The 17,633-nt window shown below is 64.6% G+C and carries 15 protein-coding genes; 10 read left to right on the top strand and 5 right to left on the bottom strand.

What is annotated here, in order from left to right; translation table 11 throughout:
- Positions 1-152: 152 nt before the first annotated feature.
- Both sucD and sucC read right to left on the bottom strand, forming a co-directional pair.
- Entirely contained in the window at positions 153-1,055 is a 903-nt protein-coding gene (gene sucD, locus ACTIAO_RS14110) for a succinate--CoA ligase subunit alpha (RefSeq protein WP_441906847.1), read from the bottom strand.
- Between the two features lie 18 nt (positions 1,056-1,073).
- The gene (sucC, locus tag ACTIAO_RS14105; protein WP_441906846.1) at positions 1,074-2,240 is read right to left on the bottom strand and encodes an ADP-forming succinate--CoA ligase subunit beta; all 1,167 of its coding nucleotides are present in this window, start codon (positions 2,238-2,240) and stop codon (positions 1,074-1,076) included.
- A 135-nt stretch (positions 2,241-2,375) separates the two neighbouring features.
- Here sucC and ACTIAO_RS14100 point away from each other — a divergent pair, with 135 nt between their 5' ends.
- A complete protein-coding gene (locus ACTIAO_RS14100; RefSeq protein WP_441906845.1) occupies positions 2,376-3,041 on the top strand; it encodes a TetR/AcrR family transcriptional regulator in 666 nt (221 codons plus the stop codon).
- Position 3,042: 1 nt separating this feature from the next.
- Here the strand turns inward: ACTIAO_RS14100 and ACTIAO_RS14095 are convergent, their stop codons facing one another.
- A complete protein-coding gene (locus ACTIAO_RS14095) occupies positions 3,043-3,537 on the bottom strand; it encodes a hypothetical protein (protein WP_441906844.1) in 495 nt (164 codons plus the stop codon).
- A gap of 81 nt (positions 3,538-3,618) precedes the next feature.
- Between ACTIAO_RS14095 and ACTIAO_RS14090 the strand changes: the two genes are divergently transcribed.
- The 3 genes from ACTIAO_RS14090 to ACTIAO_RS14080 all read left to right on the top strand — a co-directional run bounded on the left by ACTIAO_RS14090 (position 3,619) and on the right by ACTIAO_RS14080 (position 7,004).
- Complete coding sequence (locus ACTIAO_RS14090) at positions 3,619-5,070, top strand: phytoene desaturase family protein (RefSeq protein ID WP_441906843.1); 1,452 nt, start codon at positions 3,619-3,621, stop codon at positions 5,068-5,070.
- An 83-nt stretch (positions 5,071-5,153) separates the two neighbouring features.
- Positions 5,154-6,203: an ATP-dependent DNA ligase gene (locus tag ACTIAO_RS14085; protein WP_441906842.1), complete on the top strand. Its 1,050-nt coding sequence runs from the start codon at positions 5,154-5,156 to the stop codon at positions 6,201-6,203.
- 33 nt (positions 6,204-6,236) lie between these two features.
- A complete protein-coding gene (locus ACTIAO_RS14080; RefSeq protein WP_441906841.1) occupies positions 6,237-7,004 on the top strand; it encodes a hypothetical protein in 768 nt (255 codons plus the stop codon).
- A gap of 32 nt (positions 7,005-7,036) precedes the next feature.
- Here ACTIAO_RS14080 and ACTIAO_RS14075 read toward each other — a convergent pair whose 3' ends face one another.
- Positions 7,037-8,116, bottom strand: coding sequence for a LacI family DNA-binding transcriptional regulator (locus ACTIAO_RS14075; protein WP_441906840.1), 1,080 nt, complete (start codon positions 8,114-8,116; stop codon positions 7,037-7,039).
- Between the two features lie 248 nt (positions 8,117-8,364).
- Between ACTIAO_RS14075 and ACTIAO_RS14070 the strand changes: the two genes are divergently transcribed.
- The 6 genes from ACTIAO_RS14070 (at position 8,365) to ACTIAO_RS14045 (ending at position 17,464) form a co-directional block, all read left to right on the top strand.
- Positions 8,365-9,630 carry an ABC transporter substrate-binding protein gene (locus ACTIAO_RS14070; RefSeq protein WP_441906839.1) on the top strand — a complete coding sequence of 422 codons (1,266 nt, stop codon included), beginning with the start codon at positions 8,365-8,367 and terminating at the stop codon, positions 9,628-9,630.
- Between the two features lie 20 nt (positions 9,631-9,650).
- Entirely contained in the window at positions 9,651-10,613 is a 963-nt protein-coding gene (locus ACTIAO_RS14065) for a carbohydrate ABC transporter permease (protein ID WP_441906838.1), read from the top strand.
- Complete coding sequence (locus ACTIAO_RS14060) at positions 10,610-11,497, top strand: carbohydrate ABC transporter permease (protein ID WP_441906837.1); 888 nt, start codon at positions 10,610-10,612, stop codon at positions 11,495-11,497. The genes ACTIAO_RS14065 and ACTIAO_RS14060 overlap by 4 nt, the downstream gene beginning before the upstream one ends.
- Positions 11,498-11,595: 98 nt before the next feature.
- On the top strand, positions 11,596-12,615 hold the full coding sequence (locus tag ACTIAO_RS14055) for a glycoside hydrolase family 130 protein (RefSeq protein ID WP_441906850.1): 1,020 nt from the start codon (positions 11,596-11,598) through the stop codon (positions 12,613-12,615).
- The gene (locus tag ACTIAO_RS14050) at positions 12,602-14,062 is read left to right on the top strand and encodes a phosphomannomutase/phosphoglucomutase (RefSeq protein WP_441906836.1); all 1,461 of its coding nucleotides are present in this window, start codon (positions 12,602-12,604) and stop codon (positions 14,060-14,062) included. Before ACTIAO_RS14055 ends, ACTIAO_RS14050 begins: the two co-directional genes overlap by 14 nt.
- Positions 14,063-14,236: 174 nt before the next feature.
- Entirely contained in the window at positions 14,237-17,464 is a 3,228-nt protein-coding gene (locus ACTIAO_RS14045) for an LPXTG cell wall anchor domain-containing protein (protein ID WP_441906835.1), read from the top strand.
- Between the two features lie 47 nt (positions 17,465-17,511).
- Here ACTIAO_RS14045 and ACTIAO_RS14040 read toward each other — a convergent pair.
- On the bottom strand, positions 17,512-17,633 hold a 122-nt coding region (locus ACTIAO_RS14040), incomplete at its 5' end, for an LPXTG cell wall anchor domain-containing protein (RefSeq protein ID WP_441906848.1).

The following is a 17,633-nucleotide window of genomic DNA, read 5'->3' as shown; positions in this document are numbered from 1 at the left end:
AGACCATCCACCCGCTGCTGTGGATCGTCGGCTTCGGCTTCGTGCTGTTCTTCGCCCGCGGCCCGCTGCAGGCCGCGTTCGGCGTCGCCTGACCCAGAAAAAGGTGAAGGCCCCGGGGTGGAGCCCAGGGCCTTCACTTGCAGTCTATCTGCTTACAGCGACTGCACGATCTCACGCATCAGGTCAGCGGTCTCGGACGGGGTCTTCCCGACCTTGACGCCGGCGGCCTCGAGGGCCTCCTTCTTCGCCTGAGCGGTGCCCGCAGAGCCGGAAACGATGGCGCCGGCGTGACCCATGGTCTTGCCCTCGGGAGCCGTGAAGCCCGCGACATAGCCGACGACGGGCTTGGTGACGTGCGCCTTGATGTACTCGGCCGCGCGCTCTTCGGCGTCGCCGCCGATCTCGCCGATCATGACGATCGCCTTGGTCTCGGGGTCAGCCTCGAACGCCTCGAGTGCGTCGATGTGCGTGGTGCCGATGACGGGGTCGCCGCCGATGCCGATAGCGGTCGAGAAGCCCAGATCCCGCAGCTCGAACATCATCTGGTAGGTCAGCGTGCCCGACTTCGACACGAGACCGATCGGACCCTTGCCGGTGATGTTCGCAGGCGTGATGCCGACGAGCGACTCTCCGGGTGTGATCACGCCGGGGCAGTTCGGCCCGATGATGCGGGTCTTGTTGCCCTTGCTCTTCGCGTAGGCCCATGCCTCGGCCGAGTCGCCGACAGGCACGCCCTCGGTGATGACCACGAGCAAGGGGATCTCGGCGTCGATGGCCTCGATCATGGCGTTCTTGGTGAATGCACCGGGAACGAAGGCGATCGACACGTCGGCGCCGGTCTCCTTCATGGCCTCGGCGACCGAGCCGAAGACGGGGAGCTCGACGGCGTTCCCATCCTTGTCGGTGTGCGCGACGGTCATGCCGGCCTTGCGGGCGTTGACTCCGCCGACGACCTGGGTGCCGGCCTTGAGCATGAGAGCGGTGTGCTTGGTGCCTTCGCCGCCGGTGATGCCCTGGACGATGACCTTGGAATCCTTGTTGAGGAAGATCGACATATCTCTAATCCTTCTGTCTCAGGCGTTCGCCAGCTCGGCGGCCTTGTCAGCACCCTCGTCCATGGTGGCGGCGAGAGTCACGAGCGGGTGGGCGTACTCGGCGAGGATCGCGCGACCCTCTTCGACGGCGTTGCCGTCCAGGCGCACGACGAGGGGCTTCGAAGCCGCAGCCCCCAGCGTCTCGAGCGCGCCCTTGATGCCGTTGGCGACAGCGTCGCAGGCGGTGATGCCGCCGAAGACGTTGACGAACACACTCTTCACCTGCGGGTCGCCGAGGATGACGTCGAGGCCGTTCGCCATGACCTCAGCCGATGCTCCGCCGCCGATGTCGAGGAAGTTGGCCGGCTTCACGCCGCCGTGGTTCTCACCGGCGTACGCGACGACGTCGAGCGTCGACATGACAAGGCCTGCGCCGTTGCCGATGATGCCGACCTGGCCGTCGAGCTTGACGTAGTTCAGGCCCGACTTCTTGGCCTTGGCCTCGAGCGGGTCCGCGGCATCCTTATCCTCGAGCGCCTCGTGCTCGGGGTGACGGATCTCGGAGGCGTTCTCATCGAGCGTGACCTTGCCGTCGAGGGCGATGATGTCGCCCTCTTCGGTGAGAACGAGCGGGTTGACCTCGACGAGCGTGGCATCCTCGCCCTTGTAGACGTCGTAGAGCTTGACGAAGACATCGGAGACCTTCTCGATGAGGTTCTCCGGGAACTTCGCCGCGCGAGCGATCTCGACGGCCTTGACCTTGTCGATGCCGGTCAGCGGGTCGACCTCGATGCGGGCGAGCGCCTCGGGGCGTTCAACGGCGAGGTCTTCGATCTCCATGCCGCCCTCGACGCTGCACAGCGACAGGTACGAGCGGTTGGAGCGGTCGAGCAGCACGGAGAAGTAGAACTCCTCGGCGATGCGGGCGCCTGCGGCGACCATGACGCGCTTGACGATGTGGCCCTTGATGTCGAGGCCGAAGATGGACTTCGCCGCCTCGTACGCCTCATCCGGGTTCTTGGCGACCTTGACGCCGCCGGCCTTGCCGCGACCACCGGTCTTGACCTGAGCCTTGACGACGACGACGCCGCCGAGCTTCTCCGCAGCCGCTTTCACCTCCTCAGGGGTGTCCGCGACGATGCCGGCGAGGACCGGCACTCCGTACTTCTCGAAAACGTCTCGTGCCTGGTACTCGTACAGATCCACTGTGCTTCCTTCACTGGGCTGCGGGGGCGGAAAGTCTCTCGATGTCGAGATATCGACCAGTAGCAAAGCCTACTACTTTCGTCTGAACGGGCGATCCGACGGTGGGCGGGATGCCGCAGCATTAGGCTTCTCGCTATGCATGAGTCCGTAAAGATGCCGAGTGGCGTCGTCGCCGCTGCACTCGCTCTGTTCCGAGATCAGGGGTTCGACCAGACCTCGGTCGAGCAGATCGCGCAGGCCGCCGGTGTCTCCCGATCGACGTTCTTCCGTCAGTTCGGTGGCAAGGAGGACGTCGTGTTCGCCGATCACGAAGTGCTGCTGGGCGAGCTGCGGGAGTTCCTCGCCGAGGGCCACCGAGACCCGTGGGAGGCCGTTTGCCGGGCATCTCAGCACGTCTTCTCGCACTTCGCGCACGACCCGGATCTTGCACGTCTGCGCTACCAGGTCGTCCGGCAGGTTCCAGCGCTCCGAGAGCGCGAGATCGTGACCGTGTTCCGATACGAGCGCCTCTTCGACGAGTACCTGCGCCGTGCACTCCCGGGCATCGCCCCATTGGATGCCGTGGGCTTCGCAGCCCTCGTCACCGCCGTGCACAATCACGTGCTGCGTCAGCTGCTGCGCGGCACCAAGCGCGTCGCGCCCTCGGTGCTGCAGTCCGCGCTGGATGACGTGCGCCGCCGCTACGGAGTGTTCCCGGACGCGGCCGAGGAGGCTCCGGACGACGTCGTGGTCGCGGTGTTCCCGCGCGCCATGCCGATCGCCGAAGTCTCCCGCCGCCTCCAGGTGCAGCTGGATTCGTAGCTCAGTCGCAGCCGCAGCCGCCGGAGGCGTTGCGGACCATGAAGCACACGTCGCACACGCCGTACTCGCGCTCTGCCACCGGCGTGGCCTTGGGAACGCGCGGGGCGGCCGATGCGGATGCTGCCTTCCGCGGCGCCCGCGAGGATGAACGTGCTGGGGTGAGAGGTCGGAACTCACTCGGGTGGGACGCGTAGAAGTACGGTGCCCGCCCCTCACTCGGGCGAAGCCGCAGGGTGGTCGCGCCGACGACGATCTGCTCATCCTCGGTGAAGCCGTTCGTGTAGGTCTTGCCGATGTGCAGCGCGGCGCCCTCATCTCGGCGCACGGCCTCGATGTAGCGGCCGCGGTCGATCAGGGAGGTGATTCCGACGGCATCGACGATCGCGGTGATGAACTCAACGTTCGCCGGGTCGATCCGATGCGCGCGCAACGCTTCGCTGAGATTACGGTATGGGCGGGAGGTACCTGCGGGCGTGGGGCCCTGAGTCTCGTTCATTACCTCCAGGATCGCACGTCCAGCTGGGGAATTCCGCCGGATGCCACGTGCCGAGCCGATCGGACTGGGAGACTGAACGCTATGACACGGGCGACGATCATCGGCAGCGGGCCCAACGGTCTGGCCGCGGCGGTCTCGCTCGCCCGCGCCGGATACGACGTCCGCGTGCTCGAAGCCGCTGACACGGTCGGCGGTGGCATCCGAACGTCCGCGGCCACGCTGCCCGGTTTCGCCCATGATGTGTGCTCGGCGGTGCATCCGGCAGCGGTCGCTTCCCCGTTCTTCCAGGCCTTCGGCCTCGCCGAGCGAGTCGATTGGATCACACCGGAGATCTCGTACGCGCACCCTCTCGATGCGGGACGTGCGGCGATCGCCTGGCGCGACATCGAGCGCACCGCCCACGGCCTGGGTGCGGACGAGCGCAGGTGGCTCGCGCTGCTGCGCCCGTTGAGCGAACACATCGACGGCATCGTCGACTTCACCGGGAATCAGATGCTGCGCATTCCGCGCGAACCACTCACGACTGCGCGCTTCGCGATGCGGATGCTGGAGCAGGGCACCCCGCTTGCACGGGGCGCATTGCGGACCCCCGAAGCCGCAGCACTGCTCTCCGGAGTGTTCGCTCACGCGAACACCCCGCAGCCGTCGCTGGCGGGCGCCGCCGCGGGGCTGCTGCTTGCCGCTCACGCTCATGCCGGGGGCTGGATGTATCCGCGCGGCGGAGCGCAGCGCATCGCCGACGCGCTCCGCTCAGATCTCGAGGCGCACGGCGGCGTGGTCGAGACCGGCGTGCACGTGCGCGATCTCGGCGGGTTGGACTGGGGCGATCCGAATCACGGCGACGTGCTGCTGCTGAATTCCTCGCCGCGCCTTGCACTCACGCATCCGGATGCCCCGTCCTCGTACGCGCGTGCTCTGGAGCGGTACCGGTATGGGCCGGCTGCGGCGAAGGTCGATTTCGCGCTCGACGGACCGGTGCCGTGGGCGAATGCTGAGGTAGCGCAGTCCCCCACCGTGCACGTCGGCGGCACGCGCGAAGAGATCTGGGCGAGCGAGAACGCCGTCGCGCACGGTCGAGTGTCGGACCGGCCCTATGTCCTCGCGGTCCAGCCGTCGGTGCTCGACGAAACGCGTGCTCCGGCCAGCAAGGCCGTGCTCTGGGCGTACATCCACGTTCCGTTCGGGTCAGAGCTCGACGCCACTGAGCTGATCACCGCGCAGATCGAGCGGTTCGCCCCGGGATTTCGTGATCTCGTGCTCGCGTCCCACTCGGTGCCGGCCTCCGATCGGGAGGCGATCAATCCGTCCGAGATCGGCGGTGACGTGCTCGGCGGGGCCTTTACCGTCCGACAGGCGCTGGCGCGTCCGGTGCTGTCGCGGCATCCGTGGCACACGCCGATGCGCGGGGTGTATCTCGCCTCGGCCGCGACCCCTCCTGGACCCGGCGTGAACGCCATGGCCGGGTGGCACGCAGCGCGTACGGTGCTGGAGGATGCTGGGCGGTCCTCCGACCTGACTGACCTGTTCGCGTAAAGCCGCGCGCGCGCTTCGACAGGCTCAGCGAGCGAGTGCAGGTCACGGTTCCGTCGACCGTCGGTGACGGGCAGGATGGGCCTATGCGCTACGAGATCCCGACACCGATGCTCGCAAAAGCCGCCCCCGCCGTCCCCGACCCGGACAGAACACCGGGCGGGATGCTGTTCGAGCCGAAGTGGGATGGATTTCGCGGCCTGATCGCCTGGGACGGCGACACGGTCGAGATCGGTTCACGCGGTGCGAAGCCCCTCACGCGCTACTTCCCGGAGCTCGTCGAGGCGCTGCCGCAGATTCTCCCGGAGCCCTGCCTGCTCGATGGAGAGATCGTCGTCGCGACCGGAGAGCCGGGAGCGCAGCGCCTGGATTGGGAGGCGCTGAGCCAGCGCATCCATCCGGCAGCATCCCGCGTCGCCCGCCTGTCCGAAGAGACCCCCGCGATGTTCATCGCGTTCGACCTGCTCGCGCTCGGCGAGGAGACGCTGCTGGATGAGCCCTTCCATCAGCGCCGTGCACGTCTGGAGAAGCTGCTCGCCTCGGCGCAGCATCCGCTTCATCTCACCCGCACGACGACCGATCATGCCGTCGCGACGAAGTGGCTGGCGGAGTTCGAGGGCGCCGGCCTCGACGGCGTCGTGGCGAAGCCGCTCGATGCGCCGTACGCCCCCGGAAAGCGCACGCTCATCAAGATCAAGCACGCGCGCACGGCCGACGTGGTGGCGCTCGGCTACCGCATCCACAAGTCCGGAACCGGCGTCGGGTCGCTGCTGGTCGGTCTCTACGACGATGACGGGACGCTCCGCCAGATCGGCGGCGTCGCCGCGTGGAGCGACAAGCGTCGACAGGAGTTCGTCGAAGAACTCGCACCCCTTGTCGAACGCGACGATGACGGCGAAGCGGTGAAAGGCGCAGGCGAACGCAGCCGCTTCACCGGCGCCAAGGACGTGTCCTTCGTGCGCCTGCGGCCCGAGCGTGTGCTCGAGGTGCGCTACGACCAGCTCGAGGGAGCACGCTTCCGACACACCGTGCAGTTCGAGCGCTGGCGGCCCGACCGCGAAGCGCGCTCCTGCACCTACGACCAGCTCGATACGGTGGCCGGCTACGACCTGGGTGACGTGCTGACGAACCTGTGATCGGGAGTGCAACCGCGCGGCAACCTCGCCGACATGGGAAAGACCTCGAGGATGCGCGGCTGGAAGGTTCTCGTGGCGCTGCTCACGCTCATCACCGTGTTCTGCGGTGTCGGCACCTGGGCGATGATCACCTGGATCTTGCCCAGTGTGATGAACCTCGATCCAGCCTGGTCGCAGTCGAACGGCGATCTGTGGCCGTGGCTGGCATTCGGTGGCCTCGTGGCAGGCTCGATGGTTGCCTTCGCACTCGACTACTCACCGTTATGGACGAACAGGCTCCCCCTGCTCTCGGATGCCGGGACCGCAGCATCGCTATCGGGCGCGGCCATCGGCGCCGTTGCCGCCGCAGGATCGTTCTTCACCGTCGTCCCGGTATCACCCCTCGCGATCCTGATCGCCGGAAGTATCGCGCTGATCTTCACTGCGCTCGCGTGGCGCCGCATTCGCAGCACGATCGTCGACGTCCGCTCACACGGTGCGAACCGCGAGCGTGTCAAGACCCTTCGCGCGACAGGCACCCAGGTGCAGGCCGATGTCGTGGATCTGCATTTCCAGCACACGTGGTTGGGCGGCGATTCCCCGGTCTTCACCGTCACTTCCGAATGCACGACCCCGTCCGGCAGTCAGCGTGGCGAGGGGTCCGTGGTGACGTCTGTCCGCGGAGCCCCCGTTGTGGGCGGCACAGTGCTGCTGTGGTTCTCAGGCGACGGCAGTGACACTTCGAACATAGACATCGTGCAAGACCCGAGCAGCGTCCTTGACCCGGATGCCGAGAGCACCTATACCGCGCCGTCCGCCTGACGCATACGCCGGCCGGTCCTTGATACGCCGTGTCAAGCTCTGCCGGGGGTGGAGGTACTGGCGCGCACAACGAATTCCGCGGCCGGCAGATCGATTCCCGGCAGTTCCTTGTCCTCCACGAGGGCGACAAGCATCTCTGCGGCGGCTCTGCCCCAGGCTGGAACGTCCTGGCGAACCGTCGTCAGCGGAGGCGAGATGAAGGGAGCGAGGGGAATGTCGTCGAAACCGATCACCGACAGATCGTCGGGCACTCGCAGACCCCGGTCGGTCGCGACGGTCATTCCTGCGATCGCCATCAGATCATTTCCGTAGATGATGGCCGTGGGCGCATCTGCCAGATCCAACAGTTCGTGAGTAGCCCGGGCGCCACTGATGCCGGTGAACGCGGCCGACGCGACTGGACCAGGCGGCAGGCCGAGCTCGGCGAGCGAGTTCTCCCACGCCCGGCGCCGCAAAGCGGAGTGGACATAGCCATCGGCACCGGTCACGTGTCCGATGCGACGATGGCCGAGCGCGGCCAGATGATGCACGGCGCGACGGATGCCGTCGCCGTCATTCGCACCGATCGTATGAGCAGCGCCGGATTCCGACTGCGGCGCGACCCCTACGGCGATGAGTCCGAGCGACTCCAGCAGCGCCGGTCGGGGATCGTCGACGCGCATGTCCGTCAGGAAGACGCCTTCGACGCGCCCTTCGTCAGCGAAGCGCGCGTAGGCGCTCTGCTCGGACGTCGCATCCGCGACCACCTGGAGCAGGAGCGCATATCCGTGGGAGGCGAGGCCCATTTCGACACCGGCGACGAACTGAGGAAAAAAGGGATCGGTACTCAGAAGTTCCGGAGCGCGGCGGATCACAAGCCCGACTGTCTGCGAACTTCGGCGCGAAAGTGCCCGTGCTCTCGCGTTCGGCTTCCACCGCAGCTGCGCGGCCGCCCCCAGTATTCGCTCACGTGCCTGCGCGCTGACCCCTGGCCGGTTATTGAAGACGAACGAGACCGCGCTTTTGGAAACGCCAGCCAGCGCAGCGACGTCGCCGATGGTCGACTTCCGCGCCTGACCGGCGGTCAGTTTTGCATCAGTTGCGCTTCTATCCGACTTGCTCGTATCACTCACAGGTAGAGCATAGCGCGAGTTTAGTTTTTGTTTAGTAACGATATCTGTAGTGTTAGCTCGATTCTGGATCTCATTTCTCTACCTTTGACATAAAGCTACTTAACCGGTTTAATGGCGGGAACGTCGCCGATGACAGCCCGTGATGTCGGTCGACGATCCCCACCATCTATCTGGACGATCGTCCGAAAGAGGAGTTCGACACAATGAAGCGTCATACGCAAATCGCATCACTGGCAGCCTTAGGTCTTGTGGCCCTGCCGCTAGCAGCATGTAGCTCTGGCGACACCGGCAACGAGGCCACCGATTCCGGCTCGCTCAGCAGCGGACCCATCGAGATCTGGTACTCGACAAACGAACAGGAGATCGCCTGGGGCGAAGCAGTCGTCGAGGCCTGGAACGCTGAGTATCCTGACGAAGAAGTAACAGCACAGGCGATTCCTGCCGGCAGCTCATCCGAAGACGTGATCGGTGCATCGATTACGGCTGGCAACACGCCGTGCCTCGTATTCAACACGGCGCCCTCTGCTGTTCCTGCCTTCCAGAAGCAGGGCGGTCTCGTCAACCTCTCGCAGACATTCGACGACGCTGAGGATTACATCACCGGTCGATCAGGTGATGCCGCTGACGGCTTCCGCAGCGCCGATGGCGATCTTTACCAGCTTCCATGGAAGACGAATCCGTTCATGCTGTATTACAACAAGGACGTCTTCACGCAGGCGGGACTGGATGCCGAGAACCCGACGCTCGACACTTATGACGACGTGCTCGCTGCGGCCCAGGCAATCAAGGAGTCCGGTGCCGCTGACTTCGCGATCTACCCGCCCGCGACCGCCGATTACACAAATATCAACTTCGACTTCTATCCGTTCTTCCTTGCGAACTCCGGCGGAACGCAGCTGATCGAAGACGGCGAAGCGGCCTTCGCTGATGAAGCAGGCCTGGAGACGCTCGAGTTCTGGCAGACCCTCTACGCCGATGATTACTCCTCCGCCGAGGCATACAGCGGCGACATGTGGGCGGGTCCCTTCGCGGATGGTGTGGCAGCGATGGGCGTCGCGGGCCCCTGGGGCAAGGCGCAGTTCGATGGGAAGGTGAACTACGGCGTTGCCTCGTTGCCTACGGCAGACGGCACCGCCGCGGAAGAGACCGCCACCTTCGCTGACTCGAAGAACATCGGCCTGTACAGCTCGTGCGAGAACCAGCAGACCGCCTGGGACTTCCTCAAGTTCGCAACGAACGATGAGAACGACCTCGCTCTTCTGGAGACGACCGGCCAGTTCCCGACTCGTACCGACGTGAACGAGCTGGCTGCAGACTTCCTCGGTGGCGAGCCATTCTTCGAGCCGTTCGCGACCGCAGTGCCGCTCGCTGTCGATGTGCCGAACGTCGACGGTCTCGCTGAGAAGATGCAGGTCTTCCGTGATGCCTGGAGCCAGAACGTGCAGTCGGGCGAAGGTGACCTGGAGGCTGCATTCGAAGAGGCAGCGACCAGTATCAACGGCATCTCGGGCTGAGGATCGAGGCAATTGTCCAAATGAGCACCCTCCCAGATGAGGCCGTGCGCACCGGGGGACGGGGCAGCCGCAAAGCGGCTCCGTCCCCCCGTCGCGGGCGGCGTATGCAGCGCTGGTTCGGGCAGAACCCGCTCGGTCTACTGCTGAGCAGCCCGTACATCGCATTCGTCGCGGTGGTCTTCCTGATTCCATTCGGCTTCGGGATTTGGATGGCCTTCCACGACTTCTACTTCACGGCCCCCGGCGTGGAGGTTGAGAGCCCCTTCGTCGGCTTCGAGAACTTTGCCACCGTCTTCGCGGACCCTCTGGCCCGCAAGGCGTTCCTCAACCTGCTGATCTTCCTAGTCATCAACGTTCCATTGACCGTCGTACTCGCGCTCGTCTTCGCGATGGGGCTGAATACGGTCGTGCACTGGAAAGGATTCTTCCGGGTTTCCTACTACGTGCCGTACGTCACCGCATCGGTGGCGACTCTCACCGTCTGGATCTTCATGTTCAACGGGAACGGCGTGGTCAACAATCTTCTGGGCGACCTCGCGCCGGATCCGACGTGGCTGGCCAACCAGGGGCTGATCATGCCACTCATCGCTGTATACGTCACCTGGAAGAACCTCGGGTTCTTCATCCTGCTGTACCTCGCAGCACTCCAGAATGTTCCTTCCGAGTTGCATGAGGCAGCCGAGATGGACGGCGCGAGCGTCTGGCAGCGGTTTCGCTCGGTAACGCTACCGGCGGTGCGCCCCGTCACCTCCCTCGTCGTGCTGCTGTCAATCATCACGACCGGACAGATCTTCACCGAGCCCTACCTGCTCACAGGCGGCGGCCCGAACGGCGCTTCGATGACGCCGTCGCTGCTGATGTATCAGAAAGGCATACAGCAGGGGCAGCCCGACATCGCGGCAGCGATCGGCATGATCCTCGTGATCGTCGTGATGATCGTGTCGCTGGTCTCACGCCGACTGACGGAAGGAAAGAACCGATGACCGCCGAAGTCCAGACCACGGCGGCTACCCGTCGACCACAAAAGTCCGCCCGGTCCCGCATCCTCGCCGGGCTGCGCTTCGCACTGCTGTCGATCGGCGCGATCATCTCGCTGCTGCCCTTCTATTACATGATCATCGGGGCGTTGCAGAAGACACGTGATACCAGCTTGCTGGGCTTGCTGCCACTGCCCGATAACCTCACTTTCGACAACTTCGTCGGCGTGAACGAATCGCTGAACCTGCTGCAGTCGTTGATGAACTCGCTGATCATGACTGCTGGAGTCATGGGGTGCACGCTCGTCTTCGGGCTTCTCGTCGGATACGCGCTGTCGATCCTGCAGTTTCGTGGGCAGGGCATCGTATTCGCTCTCGTGCTGCTCGTGCAGGCGATCCCTTTCCAACTGCTGATGATTCCGCTGTACGTCATGGTCGTCCGCTACTTCGGTCTCGCTGACAACTTCATCGGCATGGTCCTGCCGTTCGCGATCAACTCGGTCGCCGTGCTGATTTTCCGTCAGTACTTCCTGCAGATACCCAAGGACATCTTCGATGCCGCTCGCATCGACGGTGCCAGCGAATTCCGCATCCTCCGATCGATCGCCATGCCGCTGGTGCGCCCGGCGATCCTCACAGCGATGCTGGTGACCTTCATCGGGCCGTGGAATGAGTTCCTCTGGCCGTTCCTGGTGACCAAGAACGCCGACATGCAGCCGCTCGCGGTGAGTCTGGCGAACTTTTCGCAGGCGAACTCCACCTTCCAGGACAACCCGATGGGCGCAGTCCTCGCTGGAGCATGCGTGCTGGCCATCCCGGCAGTGCTACTGTTCCTGCTTTTCCAGCGCCATTTCACCTCGGCGAACCTCGGCTCCGCCATCAAGGGCTGAATCCAGCCACCGCTCCGCTACGAAGAAAGACCCCCGTGAATACCACCACGAATCCTGCTGTCACTGTGCCCTACGAGCTGCGCCGGGTCGGCACGATCATGACACCCGAACCCGGTAACCCGCTTGAGGTCGAGGGCGTACTCAATCCCGCGACCGCGTGGGGACCGGACGGCGAGCTGTATCTCTACCCGCGCATGGTCTCGGAAGGCAATATTTCCCGCGTCGGACGCGCACGAGTGATCGTCGAAGACGGAGTGCCGGTCGGCGTCGAGCGCCTCGGTGTCGTGCTGTCACCCGATGAGGGCTGGGAGTACGGCGCGAACAATGCCGGCGTCGAGGACCCGCGCATCACGTTCGTCGAGCCGTTGGGAGTCCATGTGATGACGTATATCGCGTACGGTCCGCTCGGACCGAAGCCGGCCCTGGCGATCTCCGAGGACACGGTGTCCTGGCGGAGACTGGGCCCGGTTCGCTTCTCCTACCAGCCTGAGCTGGACACTGATCTGAACCTGTTTCCGAACAAGGACATCGTCTTCTTCCCGGAGGCGGTTACTGGACCAGACGGGCGTCCTGCACTCGCGATCTTGCACCGCCCGATGTGGGATCTGGACTGGTTGCGGCCCGGCGAGGGCGCTCCCACTCCCGCCGGTATCGACGACACGCGCCCCGCGATCTGGATCGGCTTCGTTGACCTTGAGGCGGCTCAGCGCGACCACTCAGCGCTCACGCTGATCGAGAATTCCACGATGCTCGCCGGATCCGCATACCCGTTCGAAGCCTCGAAGGTAGGCGGCGGTCCCGCGCCGCTGCGCGTTCCAGAGGGATGGTTGATGCTGCACCACGGAGTGACCGGTGCCGAGACGAAGGGGTTCGAGCTCGCTTACGGAGCGCGATACACGGCTGGCGCGATCCTGCTCGACAGTGACGACCCGCGGAGGGTCATCGCACGCACCTCCGAGCCGCTGCTTGTGCCCGAGACGAGCGACGAACTGCAGGGAACGCTGGGCAACGTCGTCTTCCCGACTGCCATCGAAGAGATCGGCGGCCGCCGGTTCGTGTTCTACGGCATGGCGGACTCGAAGATCGGTGTTGCGGAGTTGACGCGTGCCGGCAGCTGACCTCTCCGGCATCATCAAGGCCTACGACGTTCGCGGTGTCGTTCCCGTCAACTTCGACGCGCGCATCGCGCGTTCGCTGGGGAAGGGGTTCGCCGAGCTGATCCTCAATGAGGGAGGCGCGGGGCAGGGCGTCGTGGTCGGTCGAGACATGCGTGAGACCGGTCCAGCGCTCGTGGATGCCTTCGCCGACGGCATCCTGTCCACCGGCGTCGACGTGCAGGATGTCGGCCTCTGCTCGACCGATGAGTTGTACTTTGCCTCCGGCCGGATGAATGCGGCGGGAGCGATGTTCACCGCCAGCCACAACCCGGCACGCTACAACGGCATCAAACTGTGCCGGGCCGGGGCGCGTCCGGTGGGTCAGGACACTGGCCTTGTCGGGGTGCGACGCCGCGCGGAGGAGATCCTGGATGCTGGCGGCACCGGCTTTCCTGACGAGTTCGTGCGCGTCGGTACGAGACGCAGCGTCGAGATCCTGCGTGACTATGCGGTGCTTCTGCGTGCACTTGTGAATCTCTCCGACATTCGTCCGCTGCGCGTGGTGGTGGATGCCGGTAGCGGCATGGCAGGGCTGACGGTGCCCGCTGTGCTCGGCACCGCGGCAGGCCTTGATGAGCTGCCGATTGACATCTTCCCGATGTACTTCGAGTTAGACGGCACCTTTCCTCACCATGAAGCGAATCCGATCGTGCCGGGGAACACGGCAGATCTGCAGCGCGAAGTCGTTCGCCTTGGCGCCGACATCGGCCTCGCCTTCGATGGCGACGCAGATCGCTGTTTCGTCGTCGATGAGCGCGGCGAACGCGTCGACCCCTCTGTGCTGACGGCTTTGGTGGGCCTTCGCGAATCCCGGCGTGAACAGCAGGTGGGGCGGACCCCTGTCGTGCTGCATAACCTGATCACCTCTCGTGCGGTACCGGAGATCTTCGAGCGTGCCGGCGTCCGCACGATCCGCACTCGTGTGGGGCATTCATTCATCAAGGCTCTGATGGCGAAGGAAGCTGCGGTCTTCGGCGGCGAACACAGCGGCCACTTCTACTTCCGCGACTTCTTCGGCGCAGACTCCGGACTGCTCGCCGCTATGCACGTGCTGGCTGCCGTGGCCGAACAGGACGGGCCGCTGTCGAAGCTGGCTGCGGAGCTGGATCCTTATCATCGATCCGGCGAGATCAACCTTCGCGCCGACGACATCTCCTCTGCTGAGCGCGCGGTGATCGATGCCCTGGGAGCAGACCTTCCGAGGTCGGGGATCGAACTCGATCGACTGGACGGGCTCACACTCACCCATGGGGACAGTGCGTCCAGTGCCGCTGACGACGAACGCTGGTGGGTGAGCCTGCGCCCATCGAATACAGAACCGCTTCTGCGGCTGAACATCGAGGCCGACACTGCTGAACGAGTCGATCGGCTGCGACGGCTGATCATCGCGAGTGTGCCGCAGCACTGAACTCTTCCGGAATTTCAACCACCGATACAAGGAAGTAGGAGGATATTCATGAGAGGCAGAGCGCCCACACGTAGGCGATTCATCGCGGGAATGACCGCATTAGGGGTGCTGGGGGCGGGATTGATCACGGCCCCAGCCGTGGCAGCAGAGTCGGCATCGGTCGATACCCGATACTTGGCCGACAGTACCGACGCCCAGCAGCGCTGGCTGTCAGTGCCGAACTCGCGGATCGTGCTGAACCCGTTCAATTCGGACGGGACTGACAGCGAACTCGAGCAGACCACTGATGAGACACTTCCGTTGCACGTCGGCTACTACGCTGCGGACAATGCCATTCTGCAGAAGCGTGTGCTGGAAACTTATGCCACCTCCGGTGAACGGCCCGAAGGATCGGACTATCGCAGCGCACTGGCAGAGTCGTTCGATGACCCGAGCGATTGGTCGGACCACGGTGTCACGACAAGTGCCGCAGACGGTGTTTCGACCGTCACGCTCGATGGTGGCGAGTGGGGCCACATCGAACGCACGGTGGAGGTCGCGGACGCAGCCGACACGCGTTTCCTGACAATCGACGTCGCCTCCGTCAGTACGGGGTCGACGTGGAACGTGAAAATCGCTGGCGAGAATGGAGATGATCTGCCCGATCTGCAGGCGGACTCCGACGAGACCGGTGAGTTCGTCTTCGACCTTGCCGACGCGTACGGATGGGAGTCGGGCGCACGCACCGTTACGGTCAAGATCTACGCGGTGAACAAGACCGGCGAGCCCGGCGGCTCGGTCGCCCTGCGTTCGCTGTCATTCGACAACGCCGCCGACCTTCCGTGGCACGGCGCAGCAGATGCGGTGGTCGATGACCTCGACACTGCCGCAGGCTGGGCGCGCGCCGCGAACTCTGGCTTCTCGGCGAGTGTCGTGGCCGATGGCTCTCAGACCACTGTGCGCCTCGGCGATCACGATTTCGGTGCGGTAGAACGGTCGTTCACGGTCGACCTGGACCGGACGCCGCAGCTCAGCGTTCGGGCCGCAGAGACCAGCGGCCAGTGGGCGCTGAAACTCTCTTCCGGATCCGGTGATGACATCTCCGTGCAGCCGGACACCTCACAGACAGGCCTGGTCACCTACGACATCGCGGCCGCGACTGGATGGAGCGGTGAGCGCACCTTCACCGTCAAGCTCTTCCATATCGGAAAGGACGGATACTCCACGTTCAATGACCTCGGATTCCACCCCGGCAGCGCGTGGCTTGCATCCGCGGAGTCGTATACGAACGAGTGGCGTCCCGAGGCGCTGTCCTCGTTCGGCGAGTACAGTGATGGCTCGATCGACGTCGTCGATGCATTCCACGATGCCGATTCGTTCTCGCGTTCGATATCGGCATCCACCGCCGGAGTCGCCGCCGCCGGAGTCCATGAGGGTGCTGCTTCGTGGGACCCGGCAGCGCGCGTGCTGACGGTGACCGGCGAGCACCACACGTATGCCATCGCCTTCCCCGAGGGCGTAGCCTTGCGCTTCGGCGGCTCGGTCGCGGAGTTATCGCTCGGCGGCGGCTCAGCGGAGCCGCTCGACGGAAACGGGGCATGGGCAGCCGCGCTGCCTGCGGGCACCTCCGCACAGGTGATCGGCGTGGGCATGGCTGTTCGCGATGCCAGGGTGACGCCGGATGCTGCGGCAGCTGCCCACGAGCGGGCCGTGGCTGCCGCGCAGGATGCTGAAGGCGATCGTGCCGAATGGGCATCGTTCTGGGATGAGTTCCTGGTGAGCGTTCCGCAGGTGCAGGATTTCTCCATCCAGCGAGTCGCCGACGGTGGCGTGACGGCGGATGAGATGCGCCGATTCTGGTTCAAGGCATGGGTCAATCTTCAGATGAACGTGCTTCCAGCGACTCCGGAGACGGGCAATGAGTATGCCCAGCTCGGCACGGGAAAGCCATCGATGTGGATGTATGGCACGCCGGGCACGAAGAACGTCGCCAGCTGGGACTCTCTTCTCGGCATGCAGCAGCTCGCCTATGTCGACCCGGACAATGCCTGGGCGTCCTTCCAAGGAATGATGGCGCTCGTCGAAGACGGCTCGGACGCAACTGAGCCCAGTGATGAGATTTATGGGACGCGTGGCGAGTTGGGCGGCGAGTCGCTGCCTTCGCGCAAGGCGCAGACCGCATGGGTCTTGTATTCCATCACGGGTGACCAGAGCAAGCTGGAGAGCACTTACGAGCCGCTCGCGCTGCACCTGAACTGGGAGCGCTACAACATGCGGTGGGTCCTCGGCGAGAACAACCACTTCGACGAGCGTGACAGCGAATTCGTCACGTCGCTCGCGTACGACCTTGAGTTCGCGATCAAGATCGCGAAGGCGCTGGACCGCGATGAGGATGTCGCGGAATATCAGGCCGTGATCGACGAGATCTCGGCGAGCTACACGGAGTGGTTCTTCCCGGCCGGTGCCGATGATGACGGCAAGGTGTGGGACACGGTGCAGAAGGTGTACCTCGATGAATCACGCGGCGAGGTGCCGTTCGGCGACGACACTGAAGGACACCCGTTCCGCAACGAGGATGGGCAGTGGGTACGCCCTGGGTTCTCCTTCTACACCTCCACGGCGTTCGTTATGGATGAGCTCGATGAGCAGTCGATGGTGAAGACGATGGACCGCTTTCTCGATGATTACGACGAGAACAAGCAGTTAGCGGGGCTCGGTGACTTTGCCGTGAAGGCACCTGATCTGCAGCTGCTCACCTACGGCCTGCTCGACATGGAGGCGATCGAAGGATCCACTGCGCCCGAGTTGCGTGACCGTGCCACCGTCATGATCAATTCGATTATCCGGGACATGGTGCGAAGCGGCTGGTTCGCCGAGGTTTACTACGCCGACGGCGACCCTGGCGAGCAGGTGGGTGCGCGCGGTGTGCGCCCGTCGTTGTTCGGGATATCGAACTACATCGATTTCGTGCTGATGTCGAATGGCGTGCGCACTGATGAGGGCGATCCCACGTTCGTGAGGCTGGCCGGCGCGACCGGTGGCGTCAGTGGGCTGACGTATCTCGGTGAGCAGCTCAATGTCGACGTCGACGAGACGGCGATCCGGTTCTCTGGGGCGGCCGCCGAAGGCCAGTGTGATGTGAACGACACGGTCGAGGGCGACACGGTGACCTGGAGCGAGGAGTGCGGCGAAACGCCCGGTGGCTCCGACGGTTCGGAGGGTTCTGACGGTTCGGATGGTTCTGATGGCTCCAACGATTCCGGGGCGGGTAACGGCGACTCCGGATCGGCGACGAGCCCGGACGGTGAACTCGCGATCACGGGCGCGGATGCCGGGTGGACGCTGCTGGCGCTGCTTGCGGCAGCCGCGCTCACCGGCGGCGGGATCATGCTGGTCCGACGCCGCAGGGCTGCGGCCGAGTAGTCGCATGGAGGGGACCCGTTCCTGGTGTGAACGGGTCCCCTCCATGCTCACCGCGTTCGACGTCGGATCACCGTGACGACACTTATCGCGATTCCGGCGAGCACGGCGAAAAGACCGATCAGGAGGGTGAGCGAGGAATCTGCTCCGGTAGCCGCAAGCGTTCCCTGGG

Origin of the sequence: Microbacterium sp. (assembly GCF_052099035.1) — a bacterium.
Taxonomy (GTDB): domain Bacteria; phylum Actinomycetota; class Actinomycetes; order Actinomycetales; family Microbacteriaceae; genus Microbacterium.
This window is presented reverse-complemented; position numbering and strand designations above follow the sequence as displayed.

What these genes read in the sequence shown, in the direction of transcription:
- ACTIAO_RS14060 (WP_441906837.1), top strand. Translation starts at nt 10,610, where the DNA reads ATGACCGCCGAAGTCCAGACCACGGCGGCTACCCGTCGACCACAAAAG.
- ACTIAO_RS14080 (WP_441906841.1), top strand. Translation starts at nt 6,237, where the DNA reads ATGGGAAAGACCTCGAGGATGCGCGGCTGGAAGGTTCTCGTGGCGCTG.
- ACTIAO_RS14065 (WP_441906838.1), top strand. Translation starts at nt 9,651, where the DNA reads ATGAGCACCCTCCCAGATGAGGCCGTGCGCACCGGGGGACGGGGCAGC.
- ACTIAO_RS14095 (WP_441906844.1), bottom strand. Translation starts at nt 3,537, where the DNA reads ATGAACGAGACTCAGGGCCCCACGCCCGCAGGTACCTCCCGCCCATAC.
- ACTIAO_RS14085 (WP_441906842.1), top strand. Translation starts at nt 5,154, where the DNA reads ATGCGCTACGAGATCCCGACACCGATGCTCGCAAAAGCCGCCCCCGCC.
- ACTIAO_RS14055 (WP_441906850.1), top strand. Translation starts at nt 11,596, where the DNA reads ATGACACCCGAACCCGGTAACCCGCTTGAGGTCGAGGGCGTACTCAAT.
- ACTIAO_RS14100 (WP_441906845.1), top strand. Translation starts at nt 2,376, where the DNA reads ATGCATGAGTCCGTAAAGATGCCGAGTGGCGTCGTCGCCGCTGCACTC.
- ACTIAO_RS14090 (WP_441906843.1), top strand. Translation starts at nt 3,619, where the DNA reads ATGACACGGGCGACGATCATCGGCAGCGGGCCCAACGGTCTGGCCGCG.
- sucD (WP_441906847.1), bottom strand. Translation starts at nt 1,055, where the DNA reads ATGTCGATCTTCCTCAACAAGGATTCCAAGGTCATCGTCCAGGGCATC.